This is a genomic window from Nocardia sp. NBC_00403, assembly GCF_036046055.1.
In the GTDB taxonomy this organism is placed as follows: Bacteria; Actinomycetota; Actinomycetes; order Mycobacteriales; family Mycobacteriaceae; genus Nocardia.
Window position 1 is genome coordinate 5,755,059 of sequence record NZ_CP107939.1, and the last position, 17,242, is coordinate 5,772,300.

Below are 17,242 nucleotides of genomic sequence, written 5' to 3' on the forward strand. Positions count from 1 at the left end.
ACACTTTTCGAAGCTCACCCAGCGGCTTCATCAGGTCACGCCAGAGCTGAGTCGGAGGATTCGCGTGGGCCTTGGTCGAGGCGGAACGGCGGGTACTCGTCACGCATCAGCGCGGCGTAGGCCAGCACGCGATAGGACCAGCGGTTGATGCCGACGATGAAGTCGAACATCGGGCGCGGGTATCGGGCGGTGAACAGCAGCGTCACCATGGAGACCAGGACGAGTAGTCCGAGCAGAGAGATCCCGGCAGAACCATTGTCACCGTCGCCCCAACTTATGGTCGCCCCCGCGCTGGTCATCGCGGCGACGATCAAGTAGTGCGGGATCGCCAGTAGCCACCACTTCACCAGCACCTGGCCACGGGACAGCTTTTCCGGGTAGCCGACCTGCAAGTCCGCCGGATAGGCGGTGGGGCGCAGCGTGAACGGCGGGTACTTATCGGTGCCGATCGGGGAGAACGCGTAGAACTGGACGCGCCACATCCAGCGCAGCACGCCGACGTTGAAGTCGAATATTCCCCGCGGGTAGCGGCCGGTGAACAGGATCGCGAAGCCCGCGACGACGGTGAGCACCACGAAGGCGATCCAGAAGAAGAACAGGACGACGTAGTGCGGTATCGCGAGGATCCATTTCACGAGCCAGAGCCAACGTGACAGCGGTTCGTCGAGATCACCGCGGAAGTTCACAGGGTAGAGGGGGGTCTTGTCGGGGTTCATGATCGGCGCTCCTGACCGGGTGCAGCGTTATGCTCCGCGCCGACGCCGTGCAGCGCGCACGCGGTTCGTATCCAGCATTGCCGGATTCGATGCGACCTCCGAGGCCGAAATGTCATTCATCGGGAGGACGTTGGACCTCAGGTTCGGCTGCTGTATTGCCACAATGCCCACGATGCCGAGGCGGGGATGGCGACCCTCCTCTGATATCGGAGCCGACGCCGAGGGCCCTTGGTCCCGGCGCAACGGGCATCACGCCTCTGCCCGCCAGGTACGCGACGCGCGACGCTGTTCACATGGAAGCGAACAAGACCCGCATCGCCGTCATCTACGCGACGGCACAAGGATCGACCCGCGATATCGCCGAGTTCATCGGCGAAACACTCACCGCTCGCGGCGTTGCCGTCGAATTGAGCGATATCGAACACGCACCGGAGCTGTCCGGCTTCGACGCGGTGATCCTGGGCAGCGCGGTGCACGACAGAGCCCTGTTGCCCGCGGTGACATCGTTTGTCAGCACACACCGCGACGCATTGGCGGACACCGACGTCTGGCTGTTCAGCGTCGGCCTCGGGCCGGCGCTGCGCGGCCCGATCGGTCGGCGCATCGGCCGCACCGTCCCGAAGAAGATCGCCGCACTGCGTGATTCGATATCGCCGCGCGACTATCGTGCCTTCGCGGGACACTACGAACGCGCAGGCGTCTCGTTGCAAGCGCGGGCGCTCTACCGGCTCATGGGTGGCACCCGCTACGGCGATCTGCGCGACTGGACCGCGATCCGCACATGGGCCACCGACATCGCCGTTTCGCTCGGCCTGCCGAAAGCGAAATCGACGCCGATCCACCCCTAGCTGATATCCGGCCGCGGGCCCAAGGCCGCCGGACGCCGGGACCTGCGGTAGTAGTGGTCGCCCCGTGGTCGGAGTGACGCTGAGATCCGAGTCCATTCCAGGTGCTAACGATGGGAAATCGACATGGGCGACTACGTAGCCGAACTCGGCGAGCTGCGACTCACCGACGCGAATCAGGCAGGCGGCAAGGGTGCGAACCTGGGCGAGCTGGTGGCAACCGGAGTACCAGTACCCCCGGGTTTCGTCATCCTGCGCTCCTGCTACGAGCAGGTGATCGCGGACGGACCGAATGGCGCGGAGCTCGATCGCCTACACAGCGAAGCGCTGCGGTCGAGCACCGATGGACCTCGGGTGAACGAACTATGTCGCAGAATGCGGGAACTCGTGCATCAAAGCATGCTGGACGCGCCAATGCGCGAGATGATCCTGGCGGCCTATCAGGCACTCGGCGATGATGTTTCGGTGGCCGTTCGCTCGTCGGCGGTCGGCGAGGACAGCGCCACCTCTTCGTTCGCCGGAATGAACCTCTCACGGACCAACGTGCACGGCGACGAGAAGCTGCTCGCCGCCGTGATCGACTGCTGGGCTTCACTGTTCACCCCGCGCGTTGTCACCTATCGGTCGCGACGCGGAATGGATCAGCGGCCGGTGATGGCCGTGGTCGTGCAGCGCATGGTCAGCGCGCTATGTTCCGGGGTCGCGTTCACCGCCGACCCGACGACCGGGCGCCGCGACCGGGTGGTGATCGACGCCGCACGCGGGCAGGGCGAGGTCGTGGTATCCGGAGCCACCGAACCCGACACTTATCTACTCGACGCCGAGGGGCCCACCCTGCTGGAGACCCGCAACGGCCACCAGAGTTTCGCCATCGTGGCAGGCCCTGACGGCGACCGGCGAGTCGAATTGACCGGAGCCGAATCGGACGCACCGGCGCTGAGTGAGGAGCAGGCCGTCGAGGTGGCTCGGCTCGCGTTGACGGTGCAGAAACATCACGGCTGTCCGCAGGACGTCGAGTGGGCCTTCGACACGGACATGCTGTGGTTGGTGCAAGCCCGCCCGATCACCACACTGCCGGACTATCCGGCCGGACCGACCATGGCGGGCACGATGCCCCGGACTGTGCTGGTGCGTGGTCTCGCCGCGGCACCGGGTCGTGCGAGCGGACCGGTCCGCGTCCTTACCTCCCCCACCCAGGGCCAGGCGTTGCGCGACGGCGAGGTCCTGGTGGCGCCGATGACCAACCCGGACTGGCTGCCGACCATCACACGGGCAGCGGCCGTTGTCACCGACAGCGGCGGCATGACCTGTCACGCCGCCATCGTCGCACGCGAATTGGGAGTCCCGTGTGTGGTCGGCACCCGCACGGCCACAACCGCGCTGGCCGATGGAACGTCGGTGACCGTCGATGGCTCGACAGGCGAAATCCAAGCGGGGCAAGTGCCTTCGAGCACCAGTGCCGTCATCCCTACGCCCACGGTGGCCGCTGCAGAGCCGACGGCCACCCGAATCTACGTCAACCTCGCGCTGCCCGAGGCGGCCGAGCGCGTCGCGGCGAGCGACGTGGACGGCGTCGGCTTGCTGCGTGCGGAAACGCTGCTCACCGAGGCGCTCGGCGGTCGACATCCGCGGGACATGATCGCCCGCGGCGAGGGGCACGCCTTCGTAGATCGGATGACGGAGTCGCTGCACCGCATCACGGCCGCCTTCCAGCCTCGACCCGTGGTGTATCGAGCCATCGATATGCGCAGCAACGAGTTTCGCGCACTGGAGGGCGGCGCCCGATACGAGCCCGTCGAGCACAACCCGATGATCGGCTATCGGGGCTGCTACCGCTATGTCCACGAACCCGAACTGTTCGGACTGGAGCTCGCCGCACTCGCCCAGGTGCGTGAACGAACCCCGAACCTGCACTTGATGATTCCGTTCGTCCGCACCCGCTGGGAGCTGGAGGCGTGTCTGGAACTCGTCGATACAAGCCCACTCGGGCGGCAGCGTGGCCTGCACCGCTGGGTGATGGCAGAGGTGCCCTCGGTGGTGCATTGGCTGCCAGAATACGTCGGTCTCGGGATCGACGGGGTGTCCATCGGCACCAACGATCTCACCCAGCTGATGCTCGGTGTCGACCGCGATTCCGAGCAGTGCGCCGAGTTGTTCGACGAATCCGATCCCGCGGTACTGGACGCCATCGGCCGTATCGTCTCGACCGCGCGCCGTCTCGGGATCACCTCCTCACTGTGCGGGCAGGCACCATCGAATAGACCGGAGTTCGCCGAACACCTTGTGCGCATGGGTATCACTTCGATTTCGGTGACACCGGACGCGGTATCGGCAACCCGACGAGCGGTCGCCACAGCCGAGCGGCGCCTGTTGCTCGACCGAGCGTTGGCAGACGGCCAGCGGAAATCGACCGCATCGCACTGACAATCGCGACCGTGACCCTGCGCTGGAGCGTGGGGCCACAAGTGGGTCGCTGTTGCGCGAACAGTGACGACAGTCAACGCTATTTCGCTGAGAACGAATGCTTCCCACCCGAGTTCACAGCACACTCCAAAAGTCCGCCGAATGCCCATCGTCTGCCGGGCGTTCGGCAAATCCGGTGGCGCGGGGTCCGATTCCGAACACCACGCCATCGGCAGATCGAATCAGCTCTTGCGGGCAGATCGAATCAGGTCTTGCGCACCACGACCATCGGGCACTCCACCGAATGCAGCAGCGCGTTGCTCGTGGAGCCGAGGACCATGCTCTCGAAACCTCCGCGTCCGTGACTTCCGACCACAAGCAGCTGAGCGTTCGCCGATTCCTCGAGGAGAGCACGAACAGGCCTGTCGCACTTCAGGATTCGCTTCAAAGGTACTTCGGGGTAGCGGTCGCAGAAGCCGGCCAGCTGCTCGGCCAATCGTGCCTGTTCCGATTCGCGTTGCGCTTCCCACCCGGAATACGGCAGCTCGATCCCGCTGGCATCGCTCCAGGTGTGCAGTGCGGTCACGCCGACCTTGCGCCGCGATGCCTCCTCGAATGCGAGCTCGATGGCGGGCACGCTGTTGGCGGTCCCGTCGACGCCGACCAGAACAGGCATACTCGCCGACACCGGATCGATCGCCGCGATACCGTGGATCACGGCGACCGGGCAGTGCGCGTGGTGAGTCACCGCGGTGCTGACCGAACCGAGCAGCCCGCGGTGGAACGCTCCGATGCCGCGACTGCCCACAACGAGCATCTTGGCGCGCGCTGAGCGCTCGATCATGGTCGGGATGATCTCGACGAAGGTCAGTTCCGTCGTGAGGTCCAGCTCCTCGGCCGGTGCGGCCTGACGCGCCACCCGCGCGGCCTCGGTCAGGATCCGCTCACCGTCGCTTCGCAGCCACTCCACGTCGGCCTTGCCCAACGACATCCCGGACCCGAAGCCGGTGGAGATCGCCATCGAGGTGAGGATATGCAGCGAGTGGTGGTGCAGCGTAGCGTCGACCGCCGCCCAGGCGACCGCCTGGTACGAGCTCGCCGAACCGTCGACGGCTGCCACGATCGGCGGCAGCGGCGTGGAGGGGTTGGGCATGATTGTTCCTTTCGGTGCCACAGATGTCACGGACGCCGCAGCGGTGTCGGCGGACTCATTGAGTGTCTTCTCTGATCGGGCGATTCAGCTGCCGCCACTGCCGGGCGCATTGGGCGTCATGATGGCGTTCGAGCAGCCACCCTGAGCCTTTGACCAGCGACCACGCGGCGAACCAGGTGGCGACCAGCACCACGACCCCGACACCGATCCCGGTCATCGCGGCCACGCCGGGCGGGTGCGGTGGCGTCGTCGGAAGGACGTCGGAGTCGAGCCACACGACGACCTGATCACCGAGAGACGCTTTGCTCGACACCCGCACCGTGGCGGTGCCGGGTCGGCCATCGCGGGTCCACTGCACAGGCGCTTCGAACAAATGCGCCTTCAGCTGCCCGGGTTCAGCGGTAATCGTCGCGCTGACAGCGGTTTTCGCCGCGTCCTCGGTGCGGATCCGTGCGGCGTCGGAGGTGTAGGCGGTCGTTGCCAGCGCACCGGCAATTGGTATCGCGACGAGTACCACGAGCGTTGCGATGATCCGCAATACGGCCTCGAGCCGATCCGACGGGCGCAGCAGCGGATTGGGATTCCATGGACGCATCCACCACAGGCGCGCCACGGGTGACCATGCTCCGCGGATCGGGAACGCCGAGTACTCGGACATCGCCGGTCACCTTCTTTCGGTGGCATCTCTCTCGACTTCGAGCATCTCGCGTCGGCGCGCGGGCAGGCAGAGACGAAAGTCATTGCTCGTGAGGGTCTACGGGCCCTGCTTTGCGGTACGCCCGGTACGCCGCGATCGCGGTCGGCAACGTCGGATACAGATGCTCGGCACCGATCTTCGCGGTCAGCCCGGCCGCGTCCAGATCGTCGCGCAGATCTTGTTTGACGCGCGCCATCGCGAAGACCACCCCGCGCGCCGCCAAGTCCGACCGCAGCTGCTCGACCGCGTCCATCGCGGTGAGGTCGACCTCCACGTTGGCTTCGGCGTTGAGCACGAACCAGTGCACACTCGCGCCGCGCTCGGCCCATTGATCGACCGCGGCGAGTGCCCGACGGTGGAAGTCCTCGGCATTGGCGAAGCACAGTGGCGCGTCGTAGCGGTAGACGACCAGTCCGGGAACCGGTTTCGCGTCCGGATAGTCGTCGACGTCGTGCATCCCCGCCAGCCCGGGAACGAACCCGAGGATCGCGTCGTGCGCCCGCGCCACTCGACGCAGCAGATCGAAGATCGACAGCGCGATCGCCACCAGCACGCCGTAGAGCACACCCAGTGCGAGCACCGCGACAACCGTGCCGAGCGCAAGGACGAACTCGCTGCGCCGAAATCGAGCGATCCGCCGGAACTCCGTCACATCGATCAGGCGCAGCGCCGCATAGATGACCAGCGCGCCCAGTGCCGCCGTCGGGAACCCCGCCAGGATTCCGCGTGCCCCGAGCAGGACTACCAGCACACTCCCCAACGCGACAACGGAATACATCTGGGTGCGCGCGCCCATGGCGTCGGCGATGGTCGTCCGACTGCCACTGCAACTCACCGGGAAACCGTGCAGCAACCCCGCCGCCACGTTCGTCGCGCCCAACGCGGCCAGTTCGGTGTTCGCCTCGATGTGACGTCCGTGCCGGGCCGCGAAAGCCCGCGCGGTCAACGCATTGTCGGAGAAGGCGACCACCGCGATCCCGACAGCGGGCAGGATCAACTGGGCGATATCGGCGGTGGCGACGCCGGCGAACCCCGGAACCGGCAGCCCCGCGGGAATCGACCCCACAACCTCGATGCCGTAGCGCCGCAACGAAAAGATCGCCACCACGCCGGTGGCGAGCAGCACCGCGAGCAACGGCCCTGGCACGCGCGGCGCATACCAAGCCCCCAACAGCAGACCGGTCAGCACAAGCACGGCAAGGACCACGGTCTGCCAGCGCCATTGATCAGCATGCGCGACGAACGAACGGAGCTGCGCGAAAATCGATTCCCCATCGACCGGCACTCCGGAGACCCGCCCGAGCTGGCCGACGATCATGATCACGGCGGTACCTGTCAGATAGCCGACCAGGACCGGCTTCGACAGTAGATCGGCAAGGACACCGAGCCGCCCCGCCGCCCCCACCAGGCACAGCGCACCGACCAGCAGTGCCAGCACCGCCGCCAAGGCTGCATATCGGCCAGGATCACCGAGCGCCAACGGCGCGAGTGCCACCGCCGTCAGCAAAGCCGTTGTCGATTCCGGCCCGACCGACAGCTGTCGCGAGGTGCCGAACAGTACGTACACCGCGAGCGGCCCGATCGCCGCCCACAACCCCACCACCGGTGGCAGACCAGCGACGGTCGCATATGCCATCACCTGCGGCACCAGATAGGCCGCGACCGTGACGCCCGCAAGTACATCCGATCGGAGCCGAACTCGGTCGTAACCCTCGAATTGCCGTAGCCCCGGAAACAGAAGCGCCCGCACCCCGTCAGCATGACGTGCTTCGTTGCCCGATGTGACTGTCTTAGGTCCCTCGGCAAGCGTCGGTTCGGCACTGTGCCGCCGCCATCGCCGGTGCGTAGCGTCGAGATCGACAAGATCTTCGCAGGTCGAGACGCATAGGAGACCGAGATGCGTGCCCGGGTCGTCTACGAATCCATGTTCGGCAATACCGCCGCCATCGCCGAAGCCATCGCACAGGGGTTGGGCGAACACGCCGCGGTGGAAGTGCTCGATGTGGCAGCCGCCGCCGAGGTACCTGCCCCCGTGCTGGACTTGCTGGTCGTCGGCGGTCCGACGCATGCCTTCGGTCTGAGCAGAACCCGGACCCGACTCGACGCCGCGAATCGGACCGACACGCCGGTCGTCGTCGACATCGGTATCCGCGAATGGCTCGACGCGGCATTCCCGGTGGCACCGGGGTCCAGGGCCGCAGCCTTCGGCACCCGGACCGCCAAACCGTCCTGGCTGCCGGGGTCGGCCGCCCGTGGCGCCGGAAAGCGGTTGCGACGCTTGGGCTATGAGCTTGTCGAGGACCCCATGGACTTCCTGGTCGACGGCATCCTCGGACCGATCACGAAGGGCGAGCTGGAGCGAGCCCATGCGTGGGCCGAACGGTTGGCCCGCACCGAGGCCGACCGCATCGCGCACCGGGCGTGACGGTGAAGGAGCCGACGATGGCATATCGGGTCGACGTCGTCGAATCGACGCCGCAAACGGTGCTCGAGCTGCGCCGCACGGTGCGCGCCGACCATGCGGGCGATGATATCGGCGCGGGAATGCGGGCGCTGTACGACGTGGCCGACCGCATCGGGCTCGTGCCCGAAGGACCGCCGTCGACCACCTACCGAGGCGACTTCGTTCCCGACGGCGCCACCCAGGTCGACTTCGGTCTTCCCGTCGCTGCGGGACCGCTCGACGGCACCGCCGAACAGGTCACGGTCCGGCAAACTGAGCCTGCGCTGTTCGCGCGCATCACCCACCAAGGCGACTACCACCGGATCCGTGCGGCCTACCAGGCACTCGACGACGGCATCCTCGCCTCGAACCTGCGACCCGTCGGCCCGCCAACCGAGGTGTATCTCATCGCACCCGATGACGCGATCAACCCGCGAGATCTGTTGACCGAGATACGGATACCGGTGATCGCCGCCGAACAATTGGCCATCAGAGTGCAGACGATGTTCGCCGACACCGTGTCCGAACTTCGAAACGCATTGGCCGACCAGGGCTTCGGCATCATTACCGAGGTCGACCTGCGCGCGGTACTGCAAACGAAGCTCGGCGTGCGAATGGACAATTACCTCATCCTAGGGGCCTGCAACCCGGTCCTCGCGCAGCGAGCACTCGCGGCCGACCCTCGCGTCGGCCTGCTGCTCCCGTGCAACATTGTCGTACGTACAGACGGCGCTGCGACCGTCGTCGAGGCGGTCGACCCGAACATGCTGCTGAACGGCGATATCCTGCACGACACCGACCGACCTCAACTGCGCGCGGTCGCCCGAGAAGCCAGAGCCGCGCTCGCGGCCGCGCTGGAGACCGTCGAGAAACGTGTGCTCCCCTCATAGGGACCTCCTACCGGCATAGGGGGCCCTCTTCCGGGCGAGAGATCGTCCCTCCAACTCCGACTCACCTCCGACGAAAGGCGGGGAGCGGGCCTTCGGACGCACCGCAGACTGCAGTGAGATTCAGTGAAACCGAACATCCCCGCAGTCTTGCCTCTGTTCCCAGGCCCGCCTCCGGCTCTACCGAAGGTCGATGTTCGGGTTCAGCACGCCACCATGCTCAGCACGCCCTCACCTCGATCGGGTCAAAAGGGTCCAGCATGTCCTCGATCAGGCGGCGCGGTGTGACCGGCCTCGACGCGGCGCTGGTCGGGGCCCAACCGATTCTGACGACGGCCTGCGGGTAGGCAAAATCGTCGAGTACTCCGCCGCGAACCGAGCGGCGCAACGAGGGAATCTCGAGCGGCTCGGTCAGCGTGCAGGTGGCCAAGCCGATGTTCGTCGCGGTCAGCAGCACGGCGCTCAACGCCTCTCCCGCGCGTAAGCGCGAGAGTCGATCGTCGGCCGTGGTGCCGATTACCAGCAGCTCGGCGAAGTCGGGCTCGATGGCAGTGTCCGCGTGCCGCTCGGCCGGTTCGAACCGATCGCCCGGGTCCCCTGCATGCCGTTCGGCGGCGGCACGCATCGCTATGGCCAGCCGGTCGCGTGCGTGGTCGGTCGCCAGCCGCAGGATCGCCCCCTGAGCGGCGGCGCGCTCGGTGACAAGCCCGAGATAGCCGGGCGGAACCGGCCACGACGTGTAGGGCCTGCGATCGGTCGACCTGCGCGAGATCGCCGCACATAGCGCGATGTCGAGCGGAGACGGCCGATGGCGCACCAATCCCACCGTCGCCAGATGATTCGGATTCGCCGGATTCGGCAGCCGCCGCACTACGGCCGACCAGCCCAGCGCCGCGAACGTGATACGTAGGTGATGAAGGACCGCACCACAGCTCAGCACGAGGTCTCGTGCCTCGGAATCGGTCGACGAGACCGCCCGCGACGGGTCGAGGTCGAGCCGCACACTGCGGTCCTCGATCCGCCACCGCCACGGTTGGATGTTGTCGATCGACGGGGCCCGCACCGCGAGCGCCAGCGCTGTCTTCACGGTGCGGTCGTCAGGTAGTCCGCGGTCCATCACCTATGCCCTTCCTCTCGTCACGACCCACGTTCGCACCGGCGGGCTTCACGGATAAGAGCAGGAGGACCCCAACCGGCAGGACTTCAGACGCCGGTGCGTCAAGACGATCCCTAAGACCTTCGACATCGATGACCTTCGGCCATCACCTCACGGTCTCCGTTGCGAAATTCTGAATGTGTCAGCAGAAGCCGGAACCTATCGAAAGGTCGGCATCATGCCCGAATTCCATGGCCGTAGCGCGGTCGTCACCGGCGGCGCACGTGGCATCGGTGCGGCGATCGCGCGCACGCTCGTCAAATCCGGCCTCGGCGTCGTCGTGGCGGACCTGCTTGCCGCGGAAGGTCGGGCCACCGCCGAATCTCTCGGCGCGACCGCGATGTTCCGACGCCTCGATGTCACCGACGAGCGCGAGTGGCGGCAGGTGCTCGACGACGCGGAAGCGAACTTCGGTCCGCTGGCCGTGCTGATCAACAATGCGGGCATCGTCGATTTCGGCGGCATCGAGACCGAGTCGCCGGCGATGTTCCGACACGTCCTCGACGTCAATTTGGTGGGTGCCTGGCTCGGCATGCACCTGGCCGCGCCACGACTGCGTGCCGCGGGCGACGGCGTGATCGTCAATATCTCCTCAACCGCGGGCTTGACCGGTTACCCCGGGATCGCCGGCTACGTGGCCAGCAAATGGGGCCTGCGTGGATTGACCAAGGCAGCCGCGATCGAACTCGGCGGTTCCGGAGTCCGGGTCTGTTCGGTACATCCCGGCCCGATCCATACACCGATGACGGCCGGTTTCGATGCGAGTATGACCGCGGGTCAACCGCTTCCACGCTTCGGTGAACCAGAAGAGGTCGCGGCAATGGTCGGCTTCATCGTCGACAAAGCAACCTTCTCGACCGGGTCGGAGTTCGTCATCGACGGCGGTGCGACGGCGGGCCAGGCCCTCGTCGAGCCTGTTCGAGCCCACGACTCCCAGCGATGATCGGGTCGAGGCCCGCACAGCTGCGGGAAACCCATACCGGGATCGTGGTGCTGTGCGGGGAACGAGCGTACAAACTGAAGAAGCCGATCGCCACCGACTTCCTCGACTTCAGCACACCGGAACGTCGGGAACGCGCATGTGCGCGCGAATTCGAGTTGAATCGACGGCTCGCTCCGGACGTATATCTCGGCATCGCACACCTGACCGATCCCGAAGGCGGACCCGACGAACCGGTGGTGGTCATGCGCAGGATGCCGGAAGAACGGCGCCTGTCGAACATCCTGGCCGATCCGGCAGTGCGCAGATCGGAACTGTCAGCGCTCGTGCAGGTGTTGACCCACTTTCACCACACGGCGCGCCGCGGACCAGACATCGATCGAGCGGGCACACCGGACGAACTGCGCAGCCGCTGGCGGATACTGCTGCACAGCCTCGGCGAACAGCAGGCCGACCTGGTCGACCCAGCGCAGCTGGCGCGAATCGCTGAGCTCTCGATGCGCTATGTCGACGGCCGAAAGCCGTTGCTGGCGACCAGGGTGGCCGAGGGCCGAATTGTCGACGGACACGGCGATCTGCTCGCAGAGGACATCTTCGATCTCGCCGATGGATTCCGGGTACTGGACTGTCTCGACTTCGACGATCGGCTGCGCTACGTCGACTGCCTCGACGACATCGCCTTTCTGGCAATGGATCTCGAATTCATGGGACATCGCGAGCTGGGTGATCGGCTGCTCGACGACTACCTGCATGCCGCCGCGGACCCGGCGCCGACGTCGCTACGCGACCACTATGTCGCTTACCGTGCGCTGGTCCGCGCGAAGGTGGACACCATCAGGTTCGGACAGGGCGAGGCGGCCGCGCGCGACTGCGCGCACCGACACCTGGAGATCGCGGCTCGCCACCTCGAACGAGGCGCTGTGCGTCTCGTGCTCGTCGGAGGCTTGCCCGGCACCGGGAAATCTACTGTGGCCGAAACCCTGGCGGCGACCACGGGCGCGGTGGTGATCTCCAGCGATCGTGTACGCAGAGAACTGCGTGCCGGTCACGAGATCACCGGCGCCATCGGCACCTTCGGCGTCGGAGCCTATGCTCCCGCCGACAAAGCCCTTGTCTACACCCAAATACTGGCCAGGGCCCGAACGCTCTTGGAGTCCGGTGTGTCGGTGATCCTCGACGCGAGCTGGATAGACGCGGCACAGCGGCGCCGTGCCACCGCGCTCGCCGACGAAACAGCTGCCGAGCTGGTCGCCCTGCGGTGCGAATGTTCACGTGCTCTGGCGAACCACCGGATCCGGCAACGCGCAGCCTGCGAATCCGACGCGACGCCGCATATCGCTGACGCCATGGCAGTCACGGCATCGTCATGGCCGGAAGCGGTCGTTCTCGATACCGCCTTGCCACTCGACCAGACAGTTGCTGCCGCCGTTCGGGCCTGGCAGCGAGCCGAGAGCGATCAATCAAAGGACTTTCGTCACCAAAACGGGGTCGATCTACGACGTGCCGAGCTCGATCGGTCAGTAATCTGAATGCACAGTTCAGGGAGGTGTATCAGGTGATCACGGTGTTTCTGGTCGATGACCATCAAATTGTGCGGCGCGGTGTGCGTGACCTGATCGACAGCGAATCCGATCTCGAGGTGATCGGTGAGGCGGGCAACGTGTCGCAAGCCTTGGCACGTATCCCGGCATTGCGCCCCGATGTAGTGGTCCTGGATGTGCGACTCCCGGACGGCAATGGCATCGAACTCTGCCGCGATCTACTGAACCAGCACCCCGACTTACGCTGCTTGATCCTCACCTCCTTCACCGATGAGCAGGCCATGCTCGATGCGATCCTGGCCGGGGCCAGCGGCTATGTGGTCAAGGACATCGGAACGCTGGAACTGATCGACGCCATTCGAGATGTCGGGGCGGGCAAATCGCTGCTCGACAATCGAGCCGCCGCCGCCCTCATGGCGAAATTACGCGAGGAGGCCGAGACCAAGACCGGCCCGCTGTCGACTCTCACCGAGCAGGAACGGACCTTGCTCGATCTGCTGGGCGAGGGGCTGACGAATCGGCAGATCGCGGGCCGGATGTTCCTGGCGGAGAAAACCGTGAAGAACTATGTTTCCCGGCTATTGACCAAACTGGGAGTGGAGCGCCGTACCCAGGCGGCGGTGCTCGCCTCGAAGCTCAATACGCCCACGAAACGAGAAGGCTGACCTGCGCCGAGCAGGTAGTGCACGCCGTGGCGCTGCTCTGAACTCGGCTTTCGTGCGAAAATGTCATATATGGATCGCACGTCCTCCGAGTCGGCTGTGCCTGGCCCGGCTCCAGTGTTGGAGACCTTGGCGCAGCTGCGCTTGCGCGAGCTGCTCGGCCAGGTCCAGGACCGAATCGCGGAAATCGTCGGCGTTCGCGATCAGATGGACCGCCTGATCGAGGCCATGCTGGTCGTCACCGCGGGATTGGATCTGGACAACACGCTGCGCACGATCGTGCATACCGCCATCGAATTGGTCGACGCCGAGTACGGGGCGCTCGGTGTCCGGGAAACCGACAAGACGAGTCACCAGCTCGCCGAATTCGTCTACGAGGGCATCGACGATCGGACCCGGGTCATGATCGGCGACCTACCCCGCGGCCACGGGGTGCTCGGACTGCTCATCGAGGAGCCGAAACCCATTCGGCTGACTGATCTTTCGACCCATCCCTCGTCCGTCGGCTTCCCCCCGAATCATCCGCCGATGCACACCTTCCTCGGTGTTCCGGTGAAAGTCCGCGACGAGGTATTCGGCAATCTGTACCTCACCGAAAAATCCGGCGGCCAGGAATTCACCGAGGATGACGAAGTAGTGGTCCAAGCGCTGGCGGCCGCGGCGGGCATCGCCATCGCGAATGCCAGGCTCTACGAGCAGTCCAGGGTCCGCCAGCAGTGGCTGGAAGCGACCGGCGATGTGGCAACTCAACTACTTGCGGGTGGGGAACCCGGGGCAGCCCTCGACCTGGTCGCCGACCGGGCTTTGACACTCACGCAATCCACCTGCGCCTTCCTCGCGCTACCCGACGACCCCGACATCCCGCACGACGAGGTCACCGAGCTGGTCGTGGTCGCCGCGGCCGGCGTCGGCGCCGACGAGATCATCGGTGAGCGAATCCCGGTGCGCGAATCCCATTCCGGTAGCGCCTTCCAGCACGGCCGGGTTGTTGCGGTCGACGAACTGAACTTCAACCCGCTGTTCCACAATCCGTCCAGGTTCGGCCCGGCACTGATCCTGCCCTTGCGGGCTGAGCATTCCGTGATCGGCGTCCTCGCCACCGTCCGGCCCCCCGGCGCACAACCACTGGACGCCGCCCTTCAGTCGATGATGGCATCGTTCTCCGGTCAAGCCGCACTGGCCTTGCAGCTGGCCCACACACAGCGGCGGATGCGGGAACTCGACGTGCTGGCCGACCGCGACCGGATTGCCCGAGACCTGCACGACCACGTCATCCAGCGACTCTTCGCCGTCGGTCTCTCCCTACAGGGCACCGCGCAACGGGCCCGGGTACCCGAGATCAAGTCCCGGCTCGCTGACACGATCCTCGATATCCAGGGGATTGTGCAGGACATTCGGCACTCCATCTTCGACCTGCACAGCAGCACGACCACAGATTCACCGACGCTGCGCAAGCGGCTGCACGGCGTGATCGCCGACATGGTCGGCGAAAGCGGCCTACGCACCACCATTCGACTTGCCGGTCCGGTCTCGGTGCTCGCGCCGCCACTGTCGGACGATGTCGAGGCGGTGCTGCGCGAGACAGTGAGCAACGTGGTGCGCCACGCGGACGCGACCAAGGTGTCGGTCTATCTGCGGGTGGATGACGATGTCACTATCGAGGTGACCGATGACGGTAAGGGCGTGCCCGATGACCTCACGCAGATGAGTGGGTTGGTGAACCTGGCGAAACGAGCCGAGCTGTCAGGTGGCAGCTTCAGTGTGGCGAAGGGCCAAGAAGGGGGCACCGTGGTGCGCTGGTCGGTGCCGCTGCCCTAGGCAATATCGCCGAGCACATGAGCGGTCTTTGGGCCCTGCGGTTCATGACCAACGACAGGCGTGCCGGACCCCCTCGAATTCCTAACCTACGGGTAACCGAAATATCGGAACCTGAAGGGACGCCGCTCATGACCGCACAGCACAACGATGACCCGCACCGACTGGCGTCGGCCGCGGTCGTGGTCGGCGTCGACGGCTCGGAAGCCGCCGACCTGGCCGTCCGCTGGGCGGCCGAAACGGCGTCACAGCGACACCGCCGACTGCACATAGTAGAAGGCATCGACCTCACCGCGTCCGCGTCCGCCTTCGGCGCGTACGACGTCATCGAGCCCTCCGTGATCGATGCGATTCGCCGACTCGGCGCCGACCGCGTGAGCGCGGCTCGCAGGCTCGCCCTCGAGGTCGACCCGAATCTGGACGTGGAAACCGAAGTCTCCGAAGCGAATCCGGCCAGGCTGCTGATCGACCGGTCCAGGACGGCGCATCTCCTCGCGATCGGCGCGGCGGGCGAGGGTGGCACGCTCAGCCATCTCGGTTCCACCCTGCTTGCGGTGGCCGCGCACGGCCACGGCGCCGTCGTGGTAGTCCGCGACACCGGTACCGAGCAGCAGACCCGATGCACAGGTCCGGTCGTGCTCGGCGTCGATGGCAGCCAGGTCTCCGACGCCGCGGCGGCGGCCGCGTTCGCCGAGTCGAGCGAACGCGGTACCCAACTCGTCGCCGTCCACTCGTGGAACGATCTGTATCTCGACCGCGTCGCCGGGGTCCCCTACACCATCCCGGACCGCGACGCGGAGGCTGCCGGCGAGGCGATCATCGCCGAACAGCTTGCCGGCTGGCAGGAGAAATATCCGAACGTCGAGGTCATCCGCAGGGTGTACCTGACAGGACCGCGGCAGCCGCTGCTCGAGTTGTCGAAGTCGGCCCAGCTCGTCGTTGTCGGCAGCCGGGGACGGGGTGGATTCCGCGGATTACTGCTGGGCTCCACCAGCAATTTCCTGGTCCAACGCGCTCACTGCCCGGTCATGGTCGTCCACCCCAACTAACGCCCAGTCACAGAAGGGGACGAGATCACATGTCCGCCAACGCCGCCAATCCACCCGTCATCGTCGGTATCGACGGCTCCTCCGCCGCCACCGAAGCCTTGCGCTGGGCAGCCGTCGACGCCGTCCGTCACCGTGCGCCCTTGCATATCGTGTACGGCATCGGAGCCCCTGCCGACTTCGGCCCGGGGATCGCTTTCAATCAAATCGACTACGACGCCTACCGAGAGGCCGGGGCAAAGGCCGTCGCCGCGGCCAGTGAATTCGCCACGGCCGCCGCAGCACCCCTCGATGATCTCGACATCGCCACCTTCGTCGTCGAAGCACCACCGATTCCGGTACTGCTCGATCGCTCGAAGGACGCCCGCATGCTGGTTGTCGGCACGCGCGGCATGGGCGCATTCCGCCGGGGCCTGCTCGGCTCGGTGAGCACCGCCGTAGCCCGGCACGCGCACTGCCCGGTTGCCGTCGTCCCCGAGCCCCCGAAATTCGATCCGCGTCGGGTGCTCGGTCCCGTTCTCGTCGGCGTCGACGGCTCGCCGAGCAGCACCCGTGCCATCGATATCGCCTTCGACGAAGCCTGCCGTCGTGACGTCGCTGTGCGCGCAGTACTCACCTGGTCGGAATTCAACCGCTACATCCCCCGCGCCGACATGCAGAAGGAGGCCGAGGAACTACTGTCGGAAAGCCTGGCAGGCCGCGCGGAGAAGTACCCCGACGTGGAGGTGCAGCGGATCGTCGCCGAGGACCGGCCCGCCAAACGACTGCTCGCGGAAGCCGAAACGGCCCAGCTCATCGTCGTGGGCAGCCACGGCCGTGGCGGCTTCGCCGGTATGACCCTCGGCTCGGTCAGCCAAGCCGTCCTCCACAGCGCGGACTGCCCGGTCATCGTCATCCGGCCACAAAGCTGATGCGCTCGGTTATGACCATCGCTGTGT

14 protein-coding genes and 1 pseudogene are annotated in these 17,242 nt (G+C 66.1%); 10 read left to right on the forward strand and 5 right to left on the reverse strand.

Features of this window, described 5'->3' with window-relative positions; genetic code table 11:
- Nucleotides 1-35: 35 nt before the first annotated feature.
- Nucleotides 36-692, reverse strand: a pseudogene (locus tag OHQ90_RS25615) (DUF4389 domain-containing protein); the annotation flags it as partial.
- Between the two features lie 317 nt (nucleotides 693-1,009).
- On the opposite strand from OHQ90_RS25615, the gene OHQ90_RS25620 reads away from it, so the two are divergent.
- Both OHQ90_RS25620 and ppsA read left to right on the forward strand, forming a co-directional pair.
- On the forward strand, nucleotides 1,010-1,564 hold the full coding sequence (locus OHQ90_RS25620; RefSeq protein ID WP_328401619.1) for a flavodoxin domain-containing protein: 555 nt from the start codon (nucleotides 1,010-1,012) through the stop codon (nucleotides 1,562-1,564).
- A 123-nt stretch (nucleotides 1,565-1,687) separates the two neighbouring features.
- Nucleotides 1,688-3,985: a phosphoenolpyruvate synthase gene (ppsA, locus tag OHQ90_RS25625; RefSeq protein WP_328401621.1), complete on the forward strand. Its 2,298-nt coding sequence runs from the start codon at nucleotides 1,688-1,690 to the stop codon at nucleotides 3,983-3,985.
- A gap of 244 nt (nucleotides 3,986-4,229) precedes the next feature.
- Here the strand turns inward: ppsA and OHQ90_RS25630 are convergent, their stop codons facing one another.
- The 3 genes from OHQ90_RS25630 to OHQ90_RS25640 all read right to left on the reverse strand — a co-directional run bounded on the left by OHQ90_RS25630 (nucleotide 4,230) and on the right by OHQ90_RS25640 (nucleotide 7,564).
- A complete protein-coding gene (locus OHQ90_RS25630; RefSeq protein ID WP_328401623.1) occupies nucleotides 4,230-5,117 on the reverse strand; it encodes a universal stress protein in 888 nt (295 codons plus the stop codon).
- Between the two features lie 55 nt (nucleotides 5,118-5,172).
- Nucleotides 5,173-5,775: an Rv1733c family protein gene (locus tag OHQ90_RS25635; RefSeq protein ID WP_328401625.1), complete on the reverse strand. Its 603-nt coding sequence runs from the start codon at nucleotides 5,773-5,775 to the stop codon at nucleotides 5,173-5,175.
- A gap of 79 nt (nucleotides 5,776-5,854) precedes the next feature.
- Nucleotides 5,855-7,564 (reverse strand): SulP family inorganic anion transporter, encoded by a 1,710-nt coding sequence (locus tag OHQ90_RS25640; protein ID WP_328401627.1) that lies wholly within the window; start codon nucleotides 7,562-7,564, stop codon nucleotides 5,855-5,857.
- A 147-nt stretch (nucleotides 7,565-7,711) separates the two neighbouring features.
- Here OHQ90_RS25640 and OHQ90_RS25645 point away from each other — a divergent pair, with 147 nt between their 5' ends.
- Together OHQ90_RS25645 and OHQ90_RS25650 are read left to right on the forward strand one after the other, a co-directional pair.
- A complete protein-coding gene (locus OHQ90_RS25645) occupies nucleotides 7,712-8,239 on the forward strand; it encodes a flavodoxin family protein (RefSeq protein ID WP_328401629.1) in 528 nt (175 codons plus the stop codon).
- Nucleotides 8,240-8,256: 17 nt separating this feature from the next.
- Nucleotides 8,257-9,147 (forward strand): DUF302 domain-containing protein, encoded by an 891-nt coding sequence (locus tag OHQ90_RS25650; protein WP_328401631.1) that lies wholly within the window; start codon nucleotides 8,257-8,259, stop codon nucleotides 9,145-9,147.
- Nucleotides 9,148-9,364: 217 nt separating this feature from the next.
- Here the strand turns inward: OHQ90_RS25650 and OHQ90_RS25655 are convergent, their stop codons facing one another.
- Nucleotides 9,365-10,261 (reverse strand): NAD(P)H nitroreductase, encoded by an 897-nt coding sequence (locus OHQ90_RS25655; RefSeq protein ID WP_328413096.1) that lies wholly within the window; start codon nucleotides 10,259-10,261, stop codon nucleotides 9,365-9,367.
- Between the two features lie 217 nt (nucleotides 10,262-10,478).
- On the opposite strand from OHQ90_RS25655, the gene OHQ90_RS25660 reads away from it, so the two are divergent.
- The 6 genes from OHQ90_RS25660 (at nucleotide 10,479) to OHQ90_RS25685 (ending at nucleotide 17,215) form a co-directional block, all read left to right on the forward strand.
- Nucleotides 10,479-11,243, forward strand: coding sequence for an SDR family NAD(P)-dependent oxidoreductase (locus OHQ90_RS25660; RefSeq protein ID WP_328401633.1), 765 nt, complete (start codon nucleotides 10,479-10,481; stop codon nucleotides 11,241-11,243).
- Nucleotides 11,240-12,769: a bifunctional aminoglycoside phosphotransferase/ATP-binding protein gene (locus tag OHQ90_RS25665; protein WP_328401635.1), complete on the forward strand. Its 1,530-nt coding sequence runs from the start codon at nucleotides 11,240-11,242 to the stop codon at nucleotides 12,767-12,769. Before OHQ90_RS25660 ends, OHQ90_RS25665 begins: the two co-directional genes overlap by 4 nt.
- Before the next feature lie 26 nt (nucleotides 12,770-12,795).
- Nucleotides 12,796-13,446, forward strand: a complete 651-nt coding sequence (locus OHQ90_RS25670; RefSeq protein WP_328401637.1) for a response regulator transcription factor — start codon at nucleotides 12,796-12,798, stop codon at nucleotides 13,444-13,446.
- A 69-nt stretch (nucleotides 13,447-13,515) separates the two neighbouring features.
- Nucleotides 13,516-15,261, forward strand: a complete 1,746-nt coding sequence (locus tag OHQ90_RS25675) for a sensor histidine kinase (protein ID WP_328401639.1) — start codon at nucleotides 13,516-13,518, stop codon at nucleotides 15,259-15,261.
- A gap of 128 nt (nucleotides 15,262-15,389) precedes the next feature.
- Nucleotides 15,390-16,307, forward strand: a complete 918-nt coding sequence (locus OHQ90_RS25680; protein WP_328401641.1) for a universal stress protein — start codon at nucleotides 15,390-15,392, stop codon at nucleotides 16,305-16,307.
- A 29-nt stretch (nucleotides 16,308-16,336) separates the two neighbouring features.
- Nucleotides 16,337-17,215, forward strand: a complete 879-nt coding sequence (locus OHQ90_RS25685) for a universal stress protein (protein WP_328401643.1) — start codon at nucleotides 16,337-16,339, stop codon at nucleotides 17,213-17,215.
- The last annotated feature ends 27 nt before the right edge of the window (nucleotides 17,216-17,242 follow it).

What these genes read in the sequence shown, in the direction of transcription:
- OHQ90_RS25675 (WP_328401639.1), top strand. Translation starts at nt 13,516, where the DNA reads ATGGATCGCACGTCCTCCGAGTCGGCTGTGCCTGGCCCGGCTCCAGTG.
- OHQ90_RS25665 (WP_328401635.1), top strand. Translation starts at nt 11,240, where the DNA reads ATGATCGGGTCGAGGCCCGCACAGCTGCGGGAAACCCATACCGGGATC.
- OHQ90_RS25620 (WP_328401619.1), top strand. Translation starts at nt 1,010, where the DNA reads ATGGAAGCGAACAAGACCCGCATCGCCGTCATCTACGCGACGGCACAA.
- OHQ90_RS25635 (WP_328401625.1), bottom strand. Translation starts at nt 5,775, where the DNA reads ATGTCCGAGTACTCGGCGTTCCCGATCCGCGGAGCATGGTCACCCGTG.
- OHQ90_RS25660 (WP_328401633.1), top strand. Translation starts at nt 10,479, where the DNA reads ATGCCCGAATTCCATGGCCGTAGCGCGGTCGTCACCGGCGGCGCACGT.
- OHQ90_RS25650 (WP_328401631.1), top strand. Translation starts at nt 8,257, where the DNA reads ATGGCATATCGGGTCGACGTCGTCGAATCGACGCCGCAAACGGTGCTC.
- OHQ90_RS25655 (WP_328413096.1), bottom strand. Translation starts at nt 10,261, where the DNA reads ATGGACCGCGGACTACCTGACGACCGCACCGTGAAGACAGCGCTGGCG.
- OHQ90_RS25645 (WP_328401629.1), top strand. Translation starts at nt 7,712, where the DNA reads ATGCGTGCCCGGGTCGTCTACGAATCCATGTTCGGCAATACCGCCGCC.
- ppsA (WP_328401621.1), top strand. Translation starts at nt 1,688, where the DNA reads ATGGGCGACTACGTAGCCGAACTCGGCGAGCTGCGACTCACCGACGCG.
- OHQ90_RS25680 (WP_328401641.1), top strand. Translation starts at nt 15,390, where the DNA reads ATGACCGCACAGCACAACGATGACCCGCACCGACTGGCGTCGGCCGCG.
- OHQ90_RS25630 (WP_328401623.1), bottom strand. Translation starts at nt 5,117, where the DNA reads ATGCCCAACCCCTCCACGCCGCTGCCGCCGATCGTGGCAGCCGTCGAC.
- OHQ90_RS25685 (WP_328401643.1), top strand. Translation starts at nt 16,337, where the DNA reads ATGTCCGCCAACGCCGCCAATCCACCCGTCATCGTCGGTATCGACGGC.